The organism is Paenibacillus sp. 2TAB23, from assembly GCF_052115165.1.
Classification (GTDB): Bacteria; Bacillota; Bacilli; order Paenibacillales; family Paenibacillaceae; genus Pristimantibacillus.
The window spans coordinates 69,026-91,776 of the sequence record NZ_JBFRGD010000020.1; the positions used below are offsets into that span (position 1 = coordinate 69,026).

Genomic DNA, 22,751 nt, shown 5'->3' on the forward strand with positions numbered 1-22,751 from the left:
TTTGAGTTTATCCAATCATTTTCCTGAAAATGCGTTCTGAGGTGTTGATATCCTCATACTGCGATTTGTGGAGGGAGATAATCGATTCCATATTGCCTAAAGCTAAGAAGCCTTGGGCAGATAAGCTTTCAAAAAACAAATCATGAACGCGGCTTTGCAATTGCGAATCAAAATAAATAAGGACATTGCGGCATAAAATAACGTGGAATTCATTAAACGATCGATCCGTAGCCAAATTATGCTGTGCGAACATCATGTTCTGTTTGATAGATGCGTGGAACATCGCATGCTCTGCATCTGTCGTATAGTAAGAGGAAAACTCCTTGCTGCCGCCAGCCTGCAAATAGTTTTTCGTAAAGGTTTGCATGCGTTTAAGCGGGAACTTGCCTGTCTTTGCACTCTGAATGACCTGCTCGTTCATGTCTGTCGCGTAAATTTTTGTCTTCTCCAGCAAGCCTTCTTCCAGCAGCAGGATAGCCATCGAATAAACCTCTTCTCCGGTCGCACAGCCGGCATGCCATATACGGATTTCAGGCAGGTCTCGTAGAAAAGGGACAACCTGGCTGCGAAAAGCGGAAAAAAAACTTGGATCTCGGAACATTTCCGTTACTTTAATGGAGAAATCATTTTGTAGTTTTTCGATAAAACCCGGTACATGAAGAACCTTTTCCAGCAAGGAGGTAATCGTACTCAGGCCTTCTAGGTTCATTCGGTGCTGGATGCGCCTCCTTAGCGAAGAACGCAAGTAATTCCTGAAATCGAAGCCATACACTTGGTATATGCCATCGAGGAGCAGACCGATTTCGATTTGCTCCAATTCGCTATAAGATAAATCCTCTATTCCTTCTGTATCTTCATGTGATGCTTGATTCAATGTTCCACCTGCTTCGTCAGCCAAACTCGCATAAGCGAGAAGAGCTGGTCCATATTTAGAGGCTTGCTAATATAATCGGATGCTCCGGCTTCCAAGCATTTCTCACGATCGCTCTTCATGGCTTTGGCTGTGAGCGCGATAATAGGCGTATGTTTGATTGCTGAATCAAGACGTATAGCTTTCATCGTCTCATAACCATCCATAATCGGCATCATAATATCCATAAGAATCAAGTCAAAATCGGTCTGCTTGCTAATTAATTCCAAGCACTGTTTGCCGTTATTGGCTACAGTTACGTTCATGCCCTTGTTCTCTAATGCTTTCACAAGCGCGAATATATTGCGTGAATCATCCTCAACGAGCAGGATTTTTTTGGCTTTGAACAATTGGCCTTCATATTCAGTAGCTTCCGTCACGGTATAATCCACAATATCCGGTGCAGATACAACTGCTGGACGTTCAAGCTTAGTCTCCACAGCCGCTGCAACCTCTTGATTAAGAGTAACGAGCTGCTCCTTCTCCATATCGGGAAGACTTGGGACAAAGAGCGTAAAGACGCTTCCCTTGTCCGGGGTGCTGTCCAGAATAATGCGTCCGCGCAGAAGCTTCGTAAACTCGTTGCAGATGGACAAGCCGAGACCGGTGCCGCCATATTGGCGATTCGTTTCGCCGTCTACTTGCTGGAAGGCTTCGAATATAAGCTGCTGCTTGTCCAGCGGAATGCCTATTCCCGTGTCGGAAACGGAAATTGCTAATACAGTCTTGTCGATTTGATCCGGGATATACTTCTGTATGTCCTTACGGTCAGCGTTTTGAATATTCATGGCTACTGAGCCTGTTTCCGTAAATTTAATTGCATTGGACAATAGGTTTTTCAGAATCTGCTGCAGTCGCTGACCGTCCGTATAGAGAACCGGTGGTACGTTGGCGTCTACATGGATATCAAATGATAAGTTTTTATTATCAGCTACGGGATTAAAGAGAAGATGCATATGCTCAGGTATTTCACTGATATTCACTTCGTCCATCGTCAATATCATCTTACCTGCCTCGACCTTAGATAAATCAAGGATATCGTCGATAAGCGCTAATAAGTCATTGCCTGACGTATTGATTACTTTAGCATACCCTGCTTCATCCGAATTAAGCGTGTTGTTCCCATTCTCGGCAAGCATTTGGGATAGTATTAGAATACTGTTCAACGGCGTACGAAGCTCATGCGACATATTGGCAAGGAAGTTCGATTTGTATTGCGAGCTGCGTCGCAGCTGCTCCGAATACGTTTCAAGCTCTTCCTTCGCTTTTTCCAATTCCTTTGTTTTCTGCTCGGCGAATAGGTTTTGCTCCTCCAAATGTTCGGTAGTCATGCGCATTTCCTCTTGCTGCATCTGGAGCTCCTCGGACTGTGTTTGGAGCTCCTCCGTTTGGGTTTGAAGCTCCTCCGTAAGCACTTGCGACTCGCTAAGCAGCCTCTCGACCTCCATACGGCCTTGTACGTTGTTGATCGCAACGCCGAAATGGCTTTCGAGCTGCTCAAGCAGCTTCAAATGCTGTGAGGTGAACGATTCCACAGATGCAAACTCAACGATTGCCACCACTTTTCCTTCGAACTCAAAAGGGATGATGAGAATGCTCTTTGGCTCTAGCTTGCCGAGCCCAGATTGTAAGCTTACCTTATGATCAGGAGCAGCATTTAATAAAAATGTCCGTTTCTCAAGTGCTGCTTGACCGATTAAGCCCTCACCTAGCCGGAAGCTTGCATGTCCGGTCTCGTCACCGAACGCGGCGTAGGAAGCGGATTTCACGAGCCGCTGCTGATCACCCGTGCCTGTACGGATATAAAACACGCCATAGGCAGCATCAAGCATAGGAGCAAGCTTAGTCAGGAAGGATTTCGCTAATGTTGGAATATCATTGATGCCTTGGTTCATCGTGGCCACTTCAGCCACTTTTTCCTGAATCCAATATTGGTCGTTTAGGTTGCTAAGCAGATGGTTGGTTGCTTCGGCAAGATCCTTAATTTCATCTCGTGTGTTAACCTTTATCCTCGTTGACAAATCACCGCTTGAGGAGGCAATTTCGGAAATGGTCTTTACGACATCCTTAATGGTTTTGACAATCGTGCCGGAAACGTACGACACGATAATAAAAGAAATAATGGAAACGATAATCAACATCAGATATAAGCTAATGATTAACATATCATTGCGGTTCTTCAGGTCGAGAATATGGTTTTTAGTTGATGTTATTTCCTTTTGTCGCAGAGTCTCCAATTGAATACGAAGGTCATCAACTTGCTGTTTGCCTGTGTCTTCATTGAAAAAGTCGATGATACCCTGCGTATTATTCGCTTTTCTCATGGCAATCGTCGGCTCTCCGGCCTCGGAAATCCAATTTTGTATCGTAATCTTGATTTCCTCCAAGCTTTTGCGAGAGCTCGGGTCATCTGAGAGATATTGGTAGAGCGTATTATAGTTGGCTTCCCATTCTGCTTTCCCCCGGGTATAAGGTTCGAGGTAATTCTCGGTTCCGGTGATGACAAATCCGCGCTGGCTTGTCTCCATACTCACTGCATTGTATCTGAGGGTAGTAATAAGATTGTGAACTTCTATGTCCCGGCTGGTAATGGTCTCAATCTCGAGCTGCAACGAAGAAATTCGGTTGCTGACGACTAGGATTGAAGCGCCGACGCAGCATATGATCAAGAAATAGCCGATTAATATTTTCCACCTAATATTTAACCGTAGATTGCGCAATTTAATAGGCTCCTTTTGTATGATTGAATATCAATTTTGCTATCTCTATCATTATACCATGAATAAGAGAAAGGACAATTTTCGTCCCAATAAAACGATAATCGACCTGGTTGTTTCAAACGGCCCAGGAGCGGGTAACTAATGAAAAAAAGAAAGTAAGGAAGTGATGAGAATGGATTTGTTAATGCAAATCAGTATTGCAGTCATAGCAGTTGCTTTTCTAGTTCTTCTATACTCTCTCATTCAAACGTTGAAGGTTCTTCGTGGAGCACTGGATGAGATGCGCCAGACAGTAGGCTCACTCCGGACAGAGGTAACTCAAATTAGTGTTGAAGTAAAGGAGGCTATTCATAATACGAACGCAATGACGCTGGATGTGCGGACAAAGCTAAGCTCGTTGGATATATTGTTTGCTTCGGTTAACGATCTGGGACATGCTCTTCATTCGTTTACGGGCGCTGCGAAAGAATCGGCTGCAAGCGTAGTTGCTACGATCAAGGGACATGGCAAAAAACCAGCAGGCGAGCCCAGCATGATTAGTTCTTTGTACGATGGTGTCATATCAACGATTAGGGTGTGGAATAAAGTTAAAAAAATATGAGGTATAATAGGAACATACAAGAGAGGACAGAAGAAACTATGAACTCATTTATTCATTTGACGATACCGGCAAGAGCCGAATTTATCGATATTGTCAGACTTACATTGTTTGGCATCGCAAACAAAGCAGGTTTCTCCTACGAGGAGATCGAAGATATGAAGGTAGCGGTAACGGAGGCTTGCACGAATGTTGTGCTTCATGCCTACAGTAATGCACAGCCCGGCGTAATCGATTTGAGCTTCGAGCTTGAGCATAACGGAATCTCCATCCGCATCAAGGATGAGGGAAGCAGCTTTAACTATAAGCCTGCCGATAGCAAAGGCGCTACGCTCCATGACAAGGAGCTAAGCGAAGTAACAGCAGGCGGACTCGGCCTCTTCATGATGCACGCATTGATGGACAAGGTGGAAGTGTTCTCTGAGAGAGGTACAGAGGTGATTCTCACCAAGCTATTTGGTAGGAAAGAGGAGATGGCATGAACGCGAATTCATCCTTCCTGGATCCGAAAGAAACAATTGTCAAGATGAAGATCTATCAAGAAACGAATTGCAATGATATCGCAACGGAGCTGCTGCAGCATTATGAACCGATCGTAAAGATGGCAGCCTCCAAAATGTCACGCAGCCGTCCCGACCTGTACGAGGACTTGTATCAGGTCGGCCAGCTGTCCATGCTGCGCTTATTCAGGCAGTTTGACAGCTCGCGGGAAATCCCGTTTGAGGGCTATGCGATGAAGAGTATCATTGGGCATCTGAAAAACTATTTGCGAGATAAATCTTGGTATATCCAGGTACCTAGACGCATCAAAGAAAAGGGCCTGCTCATCCAGCAGGCTATCGATCACTTAACCGTTGAGCTTGGGCATTCGCCTAAGATGGAAGAGATTGCTGCTCATCTAGGACTCTCGGTGGAAGAGACGATTGAAGTGCTTTCTTGCCGTGAATCCTATCACTATGTTTCGCTTGATACGCCGCTGTCGAGCGAAGGGGAAAGCGCCGCTACGATAGGCGATCTTATCGGCTCAGACAAAGACGATTATCAGAACGTTGATAATCGTCTTGATCTGGAGGAGGCGCTCGACCAATTGAAGTCGGAAGAGAAGACGGTGCTGCTGCTGGCCTATCACAATGGCAAGTCGCAGCGTGATATCGCTGACCAGCTAGGGGTATCGCAGATGAGTGTTTCTCGTATCCAAAAGCGCGCAATCGAGAAGCTTAAACTTCTGCTGGCCGATCATCAGCCGGAATTTGGAACGTAAACGTTCATTTTGTTCTAATAGGTTTCAAAAAAGCACCCTCTCCATCTTGATGATGGAGAGGGTGCTTTACTGTGTATTTATTGAGCCGGGTCAGGAACCAACCCTTTCTCGATAACCTCAGCGTTTGTGTCCATGTTGTCCATATCCTCGCCGAGCTTAATCATTTCTTCCTCTGTGGGGGCCATCGTGTTTGTCGTTGCATCAAGATCGGCTTTCATCTCATTACCTCCCAGTGGTGGCAAGTTCGTCCTTGACATCTTCCTTCTTAGAGGAGAAGTTGTCCATGATTGTTTGATTCGATTGTTTGGCATGGTCGATTAGATCGCCCGCCTCATCCTTAATGTTGGTTGCCAGATCCTTCGTATTCTGTCCGACAGTGGCTGCCAGGTCTTTGGTCGTATGACCGACCGTAGTGGCGATATCCCTTGTTTTCTCGCTAATCGCCTTAAACTTGCTTGCAAGATCCTCGCGAAGATCCGTGCCTGTTTTTGGCGCAAAAAGCAGAGCCGAAATGGCACCGATTGCACCTCCTACAATTGCGCCTACCAATACGCCGTTACTAGAGTTTTCTCGTGACATTTGTCATCTCTCCTCAATTTTTATTTGTCGATCTGAATGATCAACGTTTATGGATTTCTTAGTTATATATAAACGAAAGGTCGATTTTTGAAACAAAGTAAACAGGAAATTATTGACAACTAACTAATGGGAATGTTACGATCTGTTTCAAATTCTCACTTTTTCACTAGGAATAATAAGGGGAGCTCCATATGTTATTTCTGTGAAAATGGTAAATTATTGCGTATGTTATTCCGATAAAAAGGTTGCCTACATCTAATTTAACTTCTAGAAACCTGCGAGAAATTAGAGAGATAAAGGAGAAAAATCATGTTTAAAAAAGTGGAGAACGAGCTGGAGTTGGCTATGTTTAACGGCATCTGGACTACGGTCTGGATGGAGAAGGGCTTTGAACTTGAATTTTCCGAGCAGACTCTTGAGAAATTCATCGTTGTGACGGCAGAAGGACATTATGTAGGGACGTCTGAGATTAAGCCGTACAGCTTAACCTCGAGCGTTATTAATGAGGCATGGCCTTTCCAAAAGAACCAAAAGGTTATCGATGCTGGCAGTGCCGTCGCGGAAATTGACAAATTGGCGCTGCTCAGACCATACCGCGGTCATTATCTTTCGGATTTGCTTTCTTCGGCTGTTTATATCGCCGAGAAGCTGCAGCTGAAATATTTCGTTTCGCTGCTTGAGCCGATATTTCTGCGGGCGCTTCGCATTTCTTACCAGGTTCCTTTAGAGAAGGTGGGAGAGAAAATATTTTATAAGGGCGATGACGTTGTTCCGGTTTTATTCGACATGGAGCAGATGTATCGCAACAAACAACGCTACGAGTGGCTTGTTTATCCGCAAGAGGCTGTCCTTGCTGCAAATGGAGCAGGAGGAGCAGGGCACAGATAGGCGGTTAAGCTTGCGCAACAAATAGTTTAATCAGAAAAGGCGGAAATGTCGTGAAAAGAGAATTGACAGAACTAGACAAACGCAATCGATTGTTAATCAAAATTCTATGGAGCCTTCTAGCTCTTGGAATCGCAACGGATCTTGCTATCGGGCTTGGGGCAAACATGGTTCTCTTGCTTGCCGGAGTCGGTACATTTTTGTGCGGGGCAGCCACTTTCATGACATACCGGGGCATTCTGACGGCCTACATCAAGTTTTTCGTGCCGATAATTCTAACCATAATCGTAAGTCTATTAATTTTGTCTGATCCGAACCCGATCGTAAGCACCTATTTCTTAGTTTATGTGAATCTAGCCATTATTACGTTATATGCCGATCATAGGCCTATCATTTTTACAGGCATACTCGGAGCGGCGCTGAGCACCTATTTATTTCTAGAGCCAGTGCTTCAACCGAAGCTCTTCCCTAACGAATCACTCGTTTATTTGTTTTTGTATTTAATATTCGCTACGGTTGCGCTTGCCTTCTCAGCCGGCTTCAGCGGAAAGCTCCAACGCCAGGTAACAGATAAGCAGCGAGAGGCGCTGGCCTCGAAAGATATGGCGGAGGCTTTGCTGGCTAAACTCAATTCTTCGATTGCCGTGTTATCGGAGTTCAGCAGCAGCCAACAATCGACCGTACGCTCCACAGGTGAAATTTCTAAGGAAGTTACGGTTACGTTCTCCGAGATGTCGGCAGCGATTGAGAAGCAAACCGGCACCATACTGAACATTAGCGAATCCTCGCAGATTATTGATGCTTCAGTCAAGCAGCTTCTAGAGGGAACCGAGCTGCTGCAGCAATACTCGGCTGACAACGCTGGGTTGACCGTGCAAAATCGTGAGCAGATGTCAACGCTGTCCAAAGAGGTGGAGAGCGTCCGCACCATCATTACACATACCGTTGAGATGATGAAGCAGCTTAACGAACAAAATGACAAGGTTAGCTCCATCGTGAGCACAATAAGCGATATTGCCGAGCAAACCAACCTGCTTGCACTTAATGCGGCTATTGAAGCCGCTCGCGCCGGTGAGCATGGCCGCGGGTTCGCAGTCGTATCCGGCGAGGTCCGGAAGCTGGCGGACAACTCGAGAATTGCCACAAAGGAGATAACGGATATTTTAACCGATATCCGTTACCAAATCAGCGCCGTGCATGAGCAAGTAGAGAATGGACAAGCAGCAGTCACGACAAGCCGTGACGTATCGAATCAAGTGGAGCAGCTCATTGATCGCATTAACGAAAACACAGAGCTTGTGAAACGACACTCTGACGCGGTAGGCAGCTCTGCCAACGAGCTTCACAGCCGTTATTCCAGCATGGCGGATGAAATGGTCAATATTGCTGCTACTACCGAGCAAAACATGGCTTCCGTGCAAGAGGTGCATGCGAGCATGGAAACGCAGGATATCAAAATTCATACGATGGTAGAAGAGTATGAGCAGCTTGATCAATTGCTGATAGAGCTTAAGCAGCTGGCAGGCACCAAATCATAGAAGCATGAAGGAAAGCGCCAAGGGCGACGCGAGACTGCTTAAGCATACAGCAGCCTCACTTCGCAGCACTGGCGCTTTTTTGTTTTGTTTTAAGGAAATGCCCGCTAAAAAAAGTTGGATAAGTGTTGACGAATGAAAAACATCATGTTAAATTTAATTTATCCTATTGAATTAGTCGGAAATAAATATTATTGCTTGCATAAGCCTTTATGGCATAACGAACGCTATAGGCTCTGCAAGTTGCGCCCGCTAGAAAACTGGAGGCGCATGCCAATCGAAGCTACATTCGTTTGACGTGCGCCTCCTTTATTTTCTATAAGCTTCACCCATTACTTTAGAGAGGATGTTGATTATGTCCCGAACGGTTGAGGTTGCTGATGAATGGCTGCAACGGATTAAAGAGCAATTGGTAGGCGTTCAGTATGGCGTTGTTCAGATCACGATTCACAATGGTCAAATCGTGCAAATCGATCGGACCGAGCGCAGCCGCTTTGATACGGAGAAATCCCCTTCCTCCGTTAAGCGGCACAAATCCTAATCATCGATTCCCATTTCCCGGAAAAACGAGAGGTAGCGTATGAAGGATAACCTGAGTATGAGCTTGTATGAATGGCCTGATCTAGCCTTTCATCATTATTGCTTGCAGATGTATCGCTTGAACCGCGGCACTTACAATACGATCGATCAGTGGCTGTATGATAACGGCTATCCTGAAATTAAACGCAGGAGGAGGATGATTATCCGTTTCCTCGATGTGATGGCTGCCGAGCAGGCGAAGGGAGAAAGTAAATTTCTATCCTTCGGCAGGGGAAACCTCGTTGCGGAGTTAAGCCGCTTCGTTGCCCAATATGACAAAGAAGCAAGTGCCGTATTGGCAGCTTACTAATTGTATATGGCTATATTCTAGACCGACCGGATAACCGGAGACATGCTTGGAGAGATGTCTCTGTTTTTTTTTGCCAATAAACCAAACTATCGGAGGGAAAAGCTATGAAATATCGCAAATTAGGAAGAACCGGACTTCAAGTATCGGAGGTAAGCTTAGGCACGATGGCATTTGGGCGCTGGATTAATGAAGAGGCATCCGCAACGATATTGGATTTGGCTTTGGACAACGGAATTAATCTGGTAGATACGGCAAATGTATACGGAGCCGGCGAATCGGAACGTATTCTTGGCAATTTGCTGAAAGAGAGGCGCCAGCAGATCGTGCTGGCTACGAAGGTACACGGCCGAGTAGGAGAAGGGATTAACGATGCGGGACAAAGCCGCTACCACATTTTCAAAGCGGTTGAGGACAGCTTGAAGCGTTTGAAAACCGATTATTTGGATCTATATCAGGTGCATCGCTTTGATCCGAATACGCCGCTCGACGAAACGCTCCGCGCGCTCGATGATTTGGTCACGCAAGGCAAGGTCAGATACATAGGGGCATCCAATTTCGCCGCATGGCAGCTGGCTAAGGCGCATGGGGTCAGCGCTTTGCACGGGCTGCATCGCTTTGAGAGCTTGCAGCCGGAATACAGCATCATATCGAGGGAAATTGAAAAGGAGATTATTCCTTTCGTACAATCGGAGAATGTGGGCGTGATCGTCTACAGCCCGCTTGGAAGAGGCGTGCTATCTGGCAAATACCGTGCGGGAGAAGCGCCGCCGGAGGGCTCCCGTCTTGCGGCAGGAGAGCCAAGGCTGGAGGAGCTGCTGAAGAAAAACGCGATTCAGCTGGCTGAAGCCATTAGGCCGCTAGCGGAGGAGCGCGGTCTATCGCAGGCGCAATATGCACTTGCTTGGGTGCTTAGCCGACCAGGCATCACATCGGCTATACTTGGTGCATCCAAGCCGGAGCATATTACGGAAGCCGCGCGAAGCTGGCATGAGCGCTTGAGCGCCGAGGAGCTGGCGAAGGTCGATGCAGCAACCTCCAGCCTGTTATCAACGAGGGAGCCGGTGCTAAGCTAAAGCGACAGCTTCATACATTCTACCGTATCAATGGAGGATATCAGAGCAGCACATGATATCCTCGTTTTTTTTACGCAGGTCAAGACGGGAGGTTATATTGTGGCAGCAGTAACCATTAACCATTTGTATAAACGGTACGGCAAAGATAAGCACGCGGTTGTGCAGGACTTCCAGCTGGAAATCAAGGATAAGGAATTTATCGTATTCGTTGGCCCCTCCGGCTGCGGTAAATCGACGACGCTGCGGATGATTGCCGGACTTGAGGACATATCGGAGGGTGAAATCTATATTGGGGAACAATTGGTCAACAAGCTTCCTCCAAAAGACCGGGATATTTCCATGGTGTTTCAAAACTATGCGCTGTACCCGAATTTGAGCGTGTATGAGAATATTGCCTTCGGGCTCCGCATGCGGAAGCTGCCCAAGCATGAGATTGATCTGGCGGTTAAGAACGCAAGCCGCATTCTGGAGATCGAGCCTTATTTGAACCGGAAGCCAAAGGAGCTCTCAGGCGGCCAGCGCCAGCGGGTAGCTCTTGGAAGAGCGATCGTGCGCGATCCGAAGCTATTCTTAATGGATGAGCCGTTATCGAATCTAGACGCGAAGCTTCGGGTGACGATGCGGATGGAAATTACGAAGCTGCACAAAAAACTCGGCACGACTTTTATTTTCGTGACGCATGACCAAGTGGAAGCGATGACGATGGCTGATCGCATCGTCGTGATGAAAGGCGGCGTCATTCAGCAATGCGACACGCCTGAGGTGATTTACTCCAAGCCTGCGAATACGTTCGTGGCAAGCTTTATCGGCTCACCGCAAATTAATTTCATCCAAGGCCGAATTGAGGAAAATCCTCAGGGCAGGCTGGTGTTCCAAACGAATCGTTTTAGTCTGAAGATTAATGAGGCAATGGAGGATATTTTGCGCGCAAATAACCAAGTAAACAAGTTGGTTATATTAGGTATACGGCCGGAGAACGTGAAGCTGGAGGGATTGTTCTCCGAAACGATTATTACCGGCACATATAAGGACAATGAGCTGATGGGTGCGGACCGCTTCCTGTATTTGGACATCGGTCAGGAAAAGCTGCTAATTGCGCGTGTCGATCCGGATAATCGGTTTGCGGAGAATGAGAAGGTTAAAGTTGAGCTGGACATTTCGAAAGCCCATTTCTTTCATAAGGATACAGGCGTGCGATTTGCTGAATAACGGAATATGTGCAAAGGAGGGAGGCGGCTGCTCGTTATGAAAAAGAAAACCAAATGGTTCGTTTACAGCAGCAGTATCGTAATCGCTGCATGGCTGCTCTCATCAGGCACAGCGGTCACTTCCGTATCGGGAGAAGAAACGGCTGACGTGGACTATGCGGATCTGATTGCTACATTCGATTACGAGGTTGATCCTTATTTCAGCGAGGCGCTCGCGGTATGGCTGGAGCAGGGGATTGGAAATGCCTCTTCAGCCATACAGGTGAATGGAGCGCAGCCGTCCAATGTATCGGATGCGGCAGCGATTCAGAGCGGTGATTATGAAGGGAGAGAGGATGTGCTGCTATGGAAGTCCGGCAGCTCGGGGTGGGTTGAATACGAGGTTGACGTTGCAGAGAGTGCGCTGTATGAGATCTACGTTTCCTATAATCCACTGAAGGGTGAAGGGAGCAAGGGACCGATCAGGTGGGCAGTAACCATAGACGGCAAAAGGCCGTTCAGAGAGGCATCCTCTATCGCGCTTTACCGTACCTGGGAGGATGCCAGGCCTATTCTGAGAAACTCGGATGGCGATGAAATCCGCCCTCGGTCAATTGATGTATCAGGCTGGAGCGAGCAGCCTTTCATTGATTCAGGAGGGGCATATGCGCAGCCTTTGCAATGGCATTTCGCGAAAGGGACGCACTCGATTCGGCTGGAAGGCTTCGATCCGGTTGCGATTGAGCGGATCGAGCTTCGCCCTAGCAAGACGATACCGGCGTATGAGGAGACTATCCTAGACAATAGCGGCGTGGCGGAAATAGAAGGCGATACGCTAACGCTGCAGGCGGAGGATTTCGCAATGAAAAACGATACGGCGATTAAGCTGTTTTCGGACAAAAACGCCCGCACGCTTCCGCGTTACAAAGGCAGAATTATATACAATACGGTAGGCGGACTGCGCTGGCTGGAGCAGAATCAGGAAATTACCTGGTCATTCGACGTGCCGAAGACTGGTCTTTACAAAATCGGCTTCCGTGCTTTGCAGAATACGATTGCTCAGAAAACCTCCTACCGTACTATACGGGTAGACGGAGAGGTGCCTTTTCAAGAGCTGCTTGCATACGGCTTCCCTTATTCAACAGGCTGGAACGGCATGATCCTGCAAAATAAAAGCAAGGAGCCGTATTTGCTCAAGCTGGAGAAAGGAACGCATACGTTATCGCTGGCTGTGACGCAGTCGCCAGTCAAGCCCATTATCGTCGACCTAGAGAAGCTGATTGCCCACCTTGACGCAATTGATTGGGATCTGCGCACGATTACCGGAGCCAGCACCAAAAAAATGATCGACCGCAATCGTACTTGGGATATGGATCGAGACTTCCCGGGTCTTACAGATCAGATGGAGCTGGCGGCAGCGGTTATGAACGATTTGTCCAAACGGGTCGTTCAGGCCAATGGGAACAAGGACTCCATCAGTCAAGGATTGGATACGTCCGCAAAGGATTTGCGGTCGCTGCTCCGCAAGCCGGAGGAGATCCCCTACCAGGTCGAGGAAATCGCTTCTATGAGAGAAAAGTTCGCGACATTTATTGATACGCTCGTGAAGCAGTCGCTTCAGCTCGACGAGGTGTACATCATTCCGGAGAAATCGGATGCTCCCGATATGGAGGCTGGTTTTTTCAATCGCGTATGGGGCGGAGCCCAAAACTTTGTGTATTCGTTCGACGCAAGAGACAGCCTGAAGGAGCTGGATGACAAGAAGCTGAACATCTGGGTGCAGCGGGGGCGGGATTACGTGGATCAGCTCCAGCAGCTAGCCGATGAGTCCTTCACGTCGGATACGGGCATCGAGGTGAAAGTAAACTTGCTGCCGAATCCGGAGCTTCTGCTGATGTCCAACGCCGCGGGCGTTCAACCGGATATTGCGCTTGGGTTAACCCAGGATCTGCCTGTTGATTACGCGATTCGCGGGTCACTGCAAAACTTGAGTGAATTCGAAGATTTCAAACAGCTCTATCCGCAGTTCAGCCCAGGCTCATGGCTTCCGCTTCATTATAATGGCGGATACTATGGCGTGCCGGAAACGCAGTCGTTCCAAGTGCTTTATTATAGAAAGGATATTTTGGATCGCCTCGGAATCGGCATTCCGCAAACCTGGGATGAGGTGTATCAGCTTCTGCCGACGCTGCAGCAGAACTTCATGAACTTCTATGTGAATCCGAAGGAGTTCACCCATTACTTCTATCAAAACGGCGTGGATTTCTATGAGCCTGGCGGCATGAAGTCCGGACTGGATACACCGGAAGCGTATCTGGCTTTCAAGCAATGGACGGATTTGTTCAATACATATGCCGTTGAGCGGGAGGTTCCTAGCTTCTACCAGCATTTCCGCACGGGAACGATGCCGATCGGCATCTCGGATTACAATATGTACGTGCAGCTTTCGGCAGCTGCTCCCGAGCTTAACGGGCGGTGGGGCATTGCGCTTATTCCGGGAACGAAGCAAGCAGACGGCAGGATCAACCGCTGGGCTGGCGGAGGCCAGCGCACTGGCGTTATTTTTGAGAAGTCGAACAAAAAGGATGAAGCGTGGCAATTTCTAAAATGGTGGCTTTCAACCGAAACGCAGGAGCAATATGGCTCTGATCTCGAAGCCATTAACGGAGTCGCTTTCCGCTGGAATACGTCCAATGTGGAGGCGTTCACGCAGCTCCCATGGAAAAGTGAAGATGCGGCTACCATATTGAACCAATGGAAGTGGTACAAGGACATTCCGAACGTCCCCGGAGGTTATTTCCTTGAGCGCGAGATCAACAATGCATGGATTCGCTCCGTGGTTAAGACGACGAATTATATGTCCTCGCTGGAGCAGGCCGTAAGGGATATTAACCGCGAGCTGCTCAGAAAGCAGCAGGAATTCGGTTTTATTGACGAGCAGGGGAAACAGGTTCAGAAATTGGAGATTCCAGTTGTGGATCAGCCTTGGGAAGGGATTGACCGCTATGTGGACTAAAATCTGGGCATTTCGAATTTCGTACTTATTCATCGCGCCATTCCTGATATGCTTCGCGCTGTTTATCGTCATCCCGATCATCTCTGCGGTCGGATTAAGCTTTACTTATTACAACGGTATTGAGCCGCCGCGGTTTATCGGCTGGAGCAACTTTCAATATTTGATCGCACAGGATTTGCTGTTCTTGAAATATGCGCTGCCGAACACGTTCAAATTTGCCGTTATCGTAGGTCCGGGCGGTTATGCCGCGGCATTTCTGCTGGCATGGCTGATCTCACGGCTGCGGGGCGGCTAMCGCAAATGGGTGGCGCTTGCGATGTATACGCCCTCGCTTACGGTAGGAATTGCGATGACGATTATATGGCTGCCGCTGTTATCGGGCGACCGGATCGGCTATTTGAACAGCTTTCTTCTAAAGCTGGGGTTAATCGACATTCCAAAGCTGTGGGTGACCAGTCCGGACTATCTGATGAATGCGATGATTGCCGTTACTCTTTGGTCGAGTATGGGAGTAGGCTTCCTAGCAATGCTTGCTGGCATTCTTAACGTGGATACCACTTTATATGAAGCAGGGAAAATAGACGGCATCAAAAACAACCTGCAGGAGCTATGGTTCATAACGATTCCGTCCATGAAGCCGCAAATGCTTTTCGGTGCTGTAATGGCGATCGTTACGACCTTCAAGACGGGATCGATCGGCGTGGAGCTCTCCGGGCAAAACCCTACGCCGGAGTATGCCGGCCATTTGATCGTCAACCATATTAACGACTATGGCCTAATCCGTTTCGAGATGGGGTACGCGGCGACGGTTTCCGTGTTTCTTCTTATACTCATTTATTTCGCGAACAAGCTTAGCTGGGGATTGTTCGGGACGAAGGAGGAATAACACCTGAAACAATCAAGCCTTGCTGTGAGAATCAGCTTTAACATGTTCATGCTTGCGCTGTCTATTGTCATGATTCTTCCAATCATTTATATTTTCAATCATGCCTTTAAGCCTTACCATGAGCTGTTCATTTATCCGCCGAGGTTTTTTGTACAAGAGCCGAACGTCCAAAATTTCGTAGAGCTGTTCTGGGTAACCTCGAACTCTATCGTTCCGGTGTCCCGCTATTTGTTCAACAGCCTGTTCATATCGGCCGTGAGCGTGGCGGGCGTTACGATTGTGAGTGCGCTTTGCGCCTATCCGTTGTCGAAGCATCCGTTCCCGGGCCGCAAGCTCATATTCGCAACGATTATTCTAATGCTGATGTTCACGCCGGAGGTCATTCAAATTCCAAGGTATTTGGTCGTCAGCCAGCTTGGCATTATGAACACGTATTGGGGACACTTGCTCCCGGTGCTGGCACTGCCTGTCGGTGTATTCCTGCTTAAGCAGTTCGTCGATCAAATTCCTGATTCGCTGCTGGAGGCATCGAGAATTGACGGCGCGAATGAATTTATTGTGTTTGCCAGAATCGTTATTCCGATGTGTATGCCGGCGATTGCGACAGTGGCGATTCTGTCCTTCCAGAACTCATGGAGCAATACGGAGACCTCTATGCTGTTCATGCAGGACGATGAGATGAAGAACTTTCCGTTTTTCCTCTCCACACTAACGAGCAATCTGGCGAATAACGTGGCGCGTCAAGGCGCTGCTGCCGTAGCGGCACTAATTATGCTCGTCCCTAATTTGATTTTCTTTATTATTCTTCAAAGCAAGGTCATTTCTACAATGGCGCACTCAGGTATCAAATAAGGAAGGGGGAAGTCGTTTGAAGAACAGGAGGCTGCGGATTGTTCCGATCATCATAGTCCTGATTACGGCGATTTACATCGCGTGGCCCAGCTTGCAGGCTGCAGCCTCGCGGCTTCCGTACGAGACCTATTATAAGGATGGATTCGGACAGCTGGTCAAAACGCAGGCGGCGTATATACCTTCCGGCGTAATCGGCACGAACGTGCATATTCCCATGGATCGCCAAGCGTCCAACACAGAGAAGGCGGAGAAGCTGCAGCTTAATCAGCCTAAGGATATATTTGTAGACGGCAAGGATCAGATCTATATTGCCGATACGGGCAATAACCGTATCGTCCACTTGAATGAGCAAGGACAATACATCCGCGAAATAAAGGTGGAGGAAAGCCCGCTCAAGAAGCCCGGCGGCTTATATGTGGATGATGCGGGCGAGATCTATGTTGCGGACACGGGAAACAACCGCGTTGTGCGGCTGGATAAGGAAGGCAAGCTGCTTAAGGCTTTTGCCCGTCCTGAATCCAGCTATCTGCCTGCGGATTTCAAATACGACCCGGTTAATCTTATCGTGGATAAGCGGGGATTCATCTATGTGACTACGCTGGGAGCGTTCCAAGGCTTGGTCCAGCTGGATCCCGAAGGAAAGTTCATTAGTTTCTTCGGGCCTAACCGCGTTGCTTTCTCCTTATTTGATTCTTTCAAGCGATTCGTCTATACGAGGGAAATGTACCAAAGGGAGCTTAAGAAGCTTCCTGGAGCGATTGCGAACTCGACGATCGACAGAAACGGTTTTATTTATACCGTTACGAAGGAGATACAGTCGGATCAGGTCAAGAAGCTCAACATTGCCGGACTGGACCAGCTAAAGGGCAAAGGGGAATTTGCGGCGCTGCAGCCCGTTAAATCATACGGCGAGCTGTTTCATTACTCGTCGAAGCAGGGCATAAGCCCCCAGTTGAATGACATAACGGTGGACGTCGCGGGCAATATCACGATCATTGATTCGGTATCAAATATTATCAGCCAATATGATTTGAATGGGAATTTACTGTTCTTCTGGGGCGGGGATGTGATAACGGCGACCTCGAAGACGGGCGTCGTGAAGACGCCTGCTGCCATCGCGAATAATTCGAAGGGCGACCTGCTCGTGCTCGATAGCGTCAACAACTTCATTCAAGTGCTTAGGCTGTCAGAGTTCGGAGCCTTAGTGCATGAAGCGAACCAATTGACCCAGGAAGGCAGATATGAACAGAGCGAGCCGCTTTGGAGCGAGGTTCACCGCTTGAATGCGCAGTATACGCCGGCCATTATCGGACTGGCAAAGGCTGCGTACAAGAAAGAGGATTACGAGAGAGCGGAAAAGCTATTCTATCAGGCAGGGGTCGTAAACGGCTACTCGGAATCCTTCTGGCAAAATAGGTTGAAATGGTTCCAATCCCACTTCGGCTTAATTATGAATATCGCATTTGCTGCCGGCATCGTCTATCTGCTCTGGAATACGCTGGCGAAGAGGCTCAGGCGGGATGGAGAGCACCGCGTGAAGCGAGTTCCGAAGCATCTCCTGCTTGAGCAGCTCGGTCATGTTTGGTATTTGATCAAGCATCCGGTCGACGGCTTCTATGCGATCAGGTATGAGTATAAAGCAGGCTGGCTAAGCAGCTTAATTGTATTTATGGCGGCGCTGGCATCCTTTGCTTACATGCAGGCGGGCACGAGCTTTATATTTAATCCATCCGTGCTTGTCGGCATTGACTTGTTTCCGATTACGATTCAATTTACCGGCATATGGCTCGGCTGGGTCGTTGCCAACTATTTGATCAGCTCGCTGCTCCGAGGGGAAGGACGCTTCCGTGACGTTTTTTATGGCAGCTCCTACGCCTTATTTCCGATTATTCTGATTGGAATACCAGTTACACTTCTTTCTCATGCATTGACGCTGAATGAGTTGGCCATTTTTAATTTTTTAAAGCTGCTGATCTTGGTATGGGCCGCTTTGCTGTTCGTTTGGATGGTTCAAGGCATACATAACTATACCTTTATTGAAGCGTTATTTATTATCGTTCTGTCTTTAATCGCGCTGGCCATCATTATTGTATTAATTTTCATTTTAATCAGCCTGAGCATTGAGCTCATTAACTTTATCAATTCCTTGTATCAGGAGGTGGTCATCCGATGACGATCCGTTTACGCAATAAAAAGCTTCTAGCGAAGCTCGTATTCTTCGCCGCTTTGCTGGCGGGACTCGGATGGATCGTCCTGTTGATCGGGGGGGGCATTGGAAGTCCGGTGCCTAATTCGACAGCTGTCTCCACACTGTTCGAGCCAAGCGGCAAGACGCTTTACAAAGCTGGATTGCCCGCGGATGCCGGCTTCGAGCAGGTTGCAGATTCGGGCGCGCTCAAGCTGCTGGTTGACAAAACGACCGCACACTTTCAGGTGGTGGACAAAACGACCGGCAAGTTGTGGCGCTCGTATCCGGACCCAGCGTATTGGCAGGAGGAGACCGTTCCGAATACATGGAAAAATAATTTGACATCGCCGCTTATGGTGGAGTTTGTGAATGCCAAAAACTACAAATCCTCCTCCGTAACGGCTGGTTTGATTGAAAACCAAGGCTATCTGGAAAATTATCAACCGGTCGACGACGGCTTCAATGTGACCTTTGTACTGCCAAAGGTGGAATTCAAAATCCCGATTGAAGTGAGGCTTCGCGAAAATTACGTGGAGACCCGGATCGTGGATTCGGGCATCGTAGAGGGTGCATTAAGTTTGCTGAACATCAAGCTGTATCCCTTGTTCGGGGCGCAGCCTTCTGTCGGGCAGGATGGCTATATTCTCTTGCCCGATGGATCGGGATCGCTTATCCGCTTCGCGGCGGATAGGACGATGCAGCAGCTTACTTATAACGAGAGCGTATACGGCCAGGATCTTTCCTATTATAACGAGAATACGGGCAGGCAAAGAATCGCTATGCCCGTATATGGCATCAAATCGGGCGATCAGGGCTTTCTTGCCATTATCTCGGAAGGCGAGCCGTTCGCAAATGTGTATGCGGCGCCATCTGGCGCAGTTGGTCGATCGAACTGGGCAACGACGGAGTGGCAGTACCGCAAGCGGTTTTTTCAAAGCGTAAGCAAGAGCACGGGCGAGGGATTCTATACCTACAGCGGCGAGAAGTTTCTGACGGATGCACGCGCGACCCGCTATTATCCGCTGATTGCGGAGGAAAGCGACTATGCGGGCATGGCGAAGGTGTATAGGGATTATTTGATCCATGAGCAGGGTGTTAAACCGCTGGAGACGGTGGAAAAGGATGTGCCGCTGTTCGTGGATATCGTAGGTGCCGACATCGAGAAGGGGCTATTTGCCGACTCTTACCTAAAAGCGACGACGACGTCGGAGGCGGAGAGACTTATTCGTGAGCTTTATAATCAGGGCATCCACCGAATGCAGGTTCATTTCTCAGGCTGGCAGCAGGATGGATTCAGTACGCACGGGGGATATTTCCCGGTGGACAAACGCCTTGGCGGCAACGACGGCATGAAGACATTTATCGCTTTTGCCCATAGCCTGGACATTCCCGTCTACTTGACGGCCAAATACACGCTGAACACGAACGGAGATGATCGCTTCTGGTGGAGACGGGACGGCTTGCGCAATTTGGCGGGAACGGTGCTCGAGGAACAGAAGAATGACGGTCAGGATGCAGCCTCCTTCGTAAGCCCAAGGTTCTATGAGAAGGTTGTGACAAGCGACCTGCAGAATTACAAAAGCTTGGGAGCGGACGGCATTTATTTCGAAGACGGCATTGGACAGCAGGTAAATACCGACTTTAACGGCCGCTATAAAGCGAGCCGAAGCGACGTTGTCGGCATTCAGTCCCGCATATTGGAGCAATCGAAAACGGAGCTTGGATCTGCCGCTGCGAATAACGTCAATTTCTACGCGCTGGACCAAATCGATCATGTTCACCGCTTAACCGATGACTATTCGTATGACGTTTTTATCAGCGAGGCGATACCCTTTGCGCAAATCGTCCTGCACGGCTTGCGTACTTACACGCTTGATTGGTCCAATCTGCGCGATGAATTCGGCGATGAATTGCTGCGGAGCATCGAGTATGGCGCATACCCGGCGTATGTGCTCAGCAGCGACAAGTCGGACAATTTGAAGCGATCGTATTCGTTATGGTACTACAGCTTGAATTACAAGGAATGGCAAGGCGACATACGCGAGGAGTATGCCAGAAGCAACGAGGCGCTTGCCCCCGTGCAGCAGCAATATATTACAGGGCACCGGACGATCGCGCCAAACGTGAAGGAAACGACTTATGGCAACGATTATCGAATCGTTGTCAACTATAACGACACGGATTACAACAAGGATGGTATTTTCGTTCCAGCCAAAGACTTTGCCGTCATCAAAGGGGGAACGAAGCCATGAAGCTGGGCAGGAAGCTTGAGAGTACGACTATACGTAAGCTGGAAGGCTCGCTCTTCATCGCGCCATGGGTGTTTGGATTTCTTGTATTTGTGGCGTTTCCGCTTGGATACTCGCTCTATATGAGCTTTCATCAGGTCAAAATCACGGTGAACAGCGTCAATTATACGTTTATCGGTCTTAATCATTACCGAGAAATACTGGTCGCGAACGGAAGCCTGCTTTATGAGGAGCTGTTTCCGTTTTTGCGGGAGTCCGCGATGATGATTCCGATCATACTCGTTTTTTCCTTGCTTGTAGCCATCCTGCTTAATTTGCGGTTTCCTGGGAGAACGCTGTTCAGGGTTATCTTTTTTCTTCCGGTTATTTTCTCTTCCGGGCAAATCGTGCAGGAGTTTATCGCGCAGGGGGAGGGCTCGCTTAGCATTATGGAGACGCTGCGCATCGACTATTATTTGCGGGAATACGTGCCGGGAGCCTGGGTGACTCCGATTCAAAAGGTGATGAGCTCTTTCGTGCTCGTGCTCTGGTATTCAGGCGTTCAAATTCTCATATTTCTTGCGGGCAGGCAGACACTACCCGCCTCTGTCTATGAGGCTTCCCGCATCGACGGTTCTGGACCATGGAACACCTTCTGGAAAATTACGCTGCCGGGCCTTGTTCCCTATATCTTCTTGAATCTCATGTATACGGTCGTCGATTTGTTCACTTTCCCGTCCAATCCGATTATCAGCCGAGTGAATACGAGCAACTACGGCAGCTCCAGCGCGCTAGCCTGGATTTATTTCTCGATTATATTAACTTTTGTGCTCTTGACCTTATTTATTTACAGCAGAGTAGACAAATCGCTTTCAGGCAAACGATAACCATAGTGAGGAGGATGCTGAAATGAAGTTGGCCAAAAGAGGCACCGAAGCCGTTGCTAGAGTTTATTCGGATGACCGGGTTCGGAAGAGCCTGCTCGCACTGAAATACAGGCTGCTGGGAGCGGAAATAGACAAGGGCTTGGTGTTTAAGCTGTTTGTTTACGTCATCCTGATCAATGTCGCATTTATTTATATAAAACCGATTCTGTATATGGTGACGACGATGGTCAAGGATGCTAGAAACATTCTAGATCCGACGGTCATTTGGGTACCGAAAACGCTGTTCTGGGGTCATCTGCAGCAAGCGAGCGAAATGCTGAACTATGGCAAAAGCTTTCTAATCAGCGTATCGCTTGCTTCATCAGTGGCGGTGCTGCAGGTCTTCTCCTGCGCGATTGCGGGCTATGCGTTCGCAAGGCTGGATTTCCCGTTCAAGAAGGTCTGGGGAGCGCTGCTGCTGTTCACGTTTATTATGCCGCCGCAAATTACGATTCTTCCTTCAATCATGCTTTTCAAGGAATTCGGTTGGCTGAATACGTTTCTGCCAATGGTCGTGCCCGCAATATTTGGCCATGGCCTGAAGGGGGCCATGTTCGTCATTATTTACCGATCCTTCTACTCTACGCTGCCGAAGGAGCTGGATGAGGCAGCGCGAATGGACGGAGCAGGGCCTTTCCGAATGTTCTTCCGTGTGATGTTCCCCATCTCTCGCTCAGCTACGGTCGTGGTCGTACTGTTCTCTTTCGTATGGAACTGGAATGATTTCTACTTCCCGTCGCTGTTCATGTTCACGGCGGAGAATGTCCCCTTATCCATCACGCTGGCTAGAATGGCAGGCGAGATGAAGCTTGCCGAGGGCGCGGGTGAAATTACCGTGTATGCGGAGGCTATCAAAATGGCGGCATCCTTCCTCATCATTATGCCGCTACTGGCGGTATACCTGTTCGCCCAGCGCTGGTTTATCGAAGGGGTGGAGCGCACCGGCTTGGTGGAATAGGCAGAAAAATGAATTGACAGATGAAATAGATGATGATAAATTCATGAAACAGAAAATATA

The 22,751-nt window shown here is 48.4% G+C and carries 20 protein-coding genes; 16 read left to right on the forward strand and 4 right to left on the reverse strand.

The features are described from left to right. Positions 1 to 7: 7 nt before the first annotated feature. Both AB4Z29_RS24205 and AB4Z29_RS24210 read right to left on the reverse strand, forming a co-directional pair. Positions 8 to 874 (reverse strand): CheR family methyltransferase, encoded by an 867-nt coding sequence (locus AB4Z29_RS24205; RefSeq protein ID WP_441945548.1) that lies wholly within the window; start codon positions 872 to 874, stop codon positions 8 to 10. Further along, a complete protein-coding gene (locus tag AB4Z29_RS24210; protein WP_441945549.1) occupies positions 871 to 3,630 on the reverse strand; it encodes a response regulator in 2,760 nt (919 codons plus the stop codon). The genes AB4Z29_RS24205 and AB4Z29_RS24210 overlap by 4 nt, the downstream gene beginning before the upstream one ends. Before the next feature lie 172 nt (positions 3,631 to 3,802). Between AB4Z29_RS24210 and AB4Z29_RS24215 the strand changes: the two genes are divergently transcribed. Genes AB4Z29_RS24215 through AB4Z29_RS24225 form a run of 3 tightly spaced genes read left to right on the forward strand, consistent with a single transcriptional unit; the run spans position 3,803 to position 5,489 of the window. Further along, the gene (locus tag AB4Z29_RS24215) at positions 3,803 to 4,231 is read left to right on the forward strand and encodes a DUF948 domain-containing protein (RefSeq protein WP_441945550.1); all 429 of its coding nucleotides are present in this window, start codon (positions 3,803 to 3,805) and stop codon (positions 4,229 to 4,231) included. Between the two features lie 38 nt (positions 4,232 to 4,269). Continuing rightward, positions 4,270 to 4,710: an anti-sigma B factor RsbW gene (gene rsbW, locus AB4Z29_RS24220; RefSeq protein ID WP_441945551.1), complete on the forward strand. Its 441-nt coding sequence runs from the start codon at positions 4,270 to 4,272 to the stop codon at positions 4,708 to 4,710. Next, entirely contained in the window at positions 4,707 to 5,489 is a 783-nt protein-coding gene (locus tag AB4Z29_RS24225; RefSeq protein ID WP_441945552.1) for a sigma-70 family RNA polymerase sigma factor, read from the forward strand. Before rsbW ends, AB4Z29_RS24225 begins: the two co-directional genes overlap by 4 nt. 77 nt (positions 5,490 to 5,566) lie before the next feature. Here the strand turns inward: AB4Z29_RS24225 and AB4Z29_RS24230 are convergent, their stop codons facing one another. Together AB4Z29_RS24230 and AB4Z29_RS24235 are read right to left on the reverse strand one after the other, a co-directional pair. Next, entirely contained in the window at positions 5,567 to 5,707 is a 141-nt protein-coding gene (locus tag AB4Z29_RS24230) for a hypothetical protein (protein WP_441945553.1), read from the reverse strand. 4 nt (positions 5,708 to 5,711) lie between these two features. Continuing rightward, the gene (locus AB4Z29_RS24235; protein ID WP_441945554.1) at positions 5,712 to 6,068 is read right to left on the reverse strand and encodes a YtxH domain-containing protein; all 357 of its coding nucleotides are present in this window, start codon (positions 6,066 to 6,068) and stop codon (positions 5,712 to 5,714) included. Positions 6,069 to 6,377: 309 nt separating this feature from the next. Between AB4Z29_RS24235 and AB4Z29_RS24240 the strand changes: the two genes are divergently transcribed. From AB4Z29_RS24240 to AB4Z29_RS24300, 13 genes are all read left to right on the forward strand, one after another. Beyond that, positions 6,378 to 6,956, forward strand: a complete 579-nt coding sequence (locus AB4Z29_RS24240) for a GNAT family N-acetyltransferase (protein ID WP_441945555.1) — start codon at positions 6,378 to 6,380, stop codon at positions 6,954 to 6,956. 50 nt (positions 6,957 to 7,006) lie between these two features. Beyond that, positions 7,007 to 8,491: a methyl-accepting chemotaxis protein gene (locus AB4Z29_RS24245; protein ID WP_441945556.1), complete on the forward strand. Its 1,485-nt coding sequence runs from the start codon at positions 7,007 to 7,009 to the stop codon at positions 8,489 to 8,491. 352 nt (positions 8,492 to 8,843) lie between these two features. Further along, positions 8,844 to 9,029: a YezD family protein gene (locus AB4Z29_RS24250; RefSeq protein WP_441945557.1), complete on the forward strand. Its 186-nt coding sequence runs from the start codon at positions 8,844 to 8,846 to the stop codon at positions 9,027 to 9,029. Between the two features lie 39 nt (positions 9,030 to 9,068). After that, positions 9,069 to 9,377, forward strand: coding sequence for a hypothetical protein (locus tag AB4Z29_RS24255; RefSeq protein WP_441945558.1), 309 nt, complete (start codon positions 9,069 to 9,071; stop codon positions 9,375 to 9,377). Positions 9,378 to 9,481: 104 nt separating this feature from the next. Continuing rightward, positions 9,482 to 10,450, forward strand: a complete 969-nt coding sequence (locus AB4Z29_RS24260; RefSeq protein WP_441945559.1) for an aldo/keto reductase — start codon at positions 9,482 to 9,484, stop codon at positions 10,448 to 10,450. Between the two features lie 99 nt (positions 10,451 to 10,549). Continuing rightward, entirely contained in the window at positions 10,550 to 11,659 is a 1,110-nt protein-coding gene (locus AB4Z29_RS24265; protein WP_441945560.1) for an ABC transporter ATP-binding protein, read from the forward strand. A gap of 36 nt (positions 11,660 to 11,695) precedes the next feature. Continuing rightward, on the forward strand, positions 11,696 to 14,653 hold the full coding sequence (locus AB4Z29_RS24270; protein ID WP_441945561.1) for an extracellular solute-binding protein: 2,958 nt from the start codon (positions 11,696 to 11,698) through the stop codon (positions 14,651 to 14,653). After that, positions 14,643 to 15,539 carry a carbohydrate ABC transporter permease gene (locus tag AB4Z29_RS24275; protein WP_441945562.1) on the forward strand — a complete coding sequence of 299 codons (897 nt, stop codon included), beginning with the start codon at positions 14,643 to 14,645 and terminating at the stop codon, positions 15,537 to 15,539. Before AB4Z29_RS24270 ends, AB4Z29_RS24275 begins: the two co-directional genes overlap by 11 nt. A gap of 42 nt (positions 15,540 to 15,581) precedes the next feature. Beyond that, entirely contained in the window at positions 15,582 to 16,391 is an 810-nt protein-coding gene (locus AB4Z29_RS24280; RefSeq protein ID WP_441945563.1) for a carbohydrate ABC transporter permease, read from the forward strand. A gap of 16 nt (positions 16,392 to 16,407) precedes the next feature. After that, a complete protein-coding gene (locus tag AB4Z29_RS24285; protein WP_441945564.1) occupies positions 16,408 to 18,564 on the forward strand; it encodes a YIP1 family protein in 2,157 nt (718 codons plus the stop codon). Next, positions 18,561 to 20,831 carry a DUF5696 domain-containing protein gene (locus AB4Z29_RS24290; protein WP_441945565.1) on the forward strand — a complete coding sequence of 757 codons (2,271 nt, stop codon included), beginning with the start codon at positions 18,561 to 18,563 and terminating at the stop codon, positions 20,829 to 20,831. The genes AB4Z29_RS24285 and AB4Z29_RS24290 overlap by 4 nt, the downstream gene beginning before the upstream one ends. After that, positions 20,828 to 21,694 (forward strand): carbohydrate ABC transporter permease, encoded by an 867-nt coding sequence (locus tag AB4Z29_RS24295; protein ID WP_441945566.1) that lies wholly within the window; start codon positions 20,828 to 20,830, stop codon positions 21,692 to 21,694. Before AB4Z29_RS24290 ends, AB4Z29_RS24295 begins: the two co-directional genes overlap by 4 nt. A 22-nt stretch (positions 21,695 to 21,716) precedes the next feature. Then, a complete protein-coding gene (locus AB4Z29_RS24300; protein WP_441945567.1) occupies positions 21,717 to 22,691 on the forward strand; it encodes a carbohydrate ABC transporter permease in 975 nt (324 codons plus the stop codon). The last annotated feature ends 60 nt before the right edge of the window (positions 22,692 to 22,751 follow it).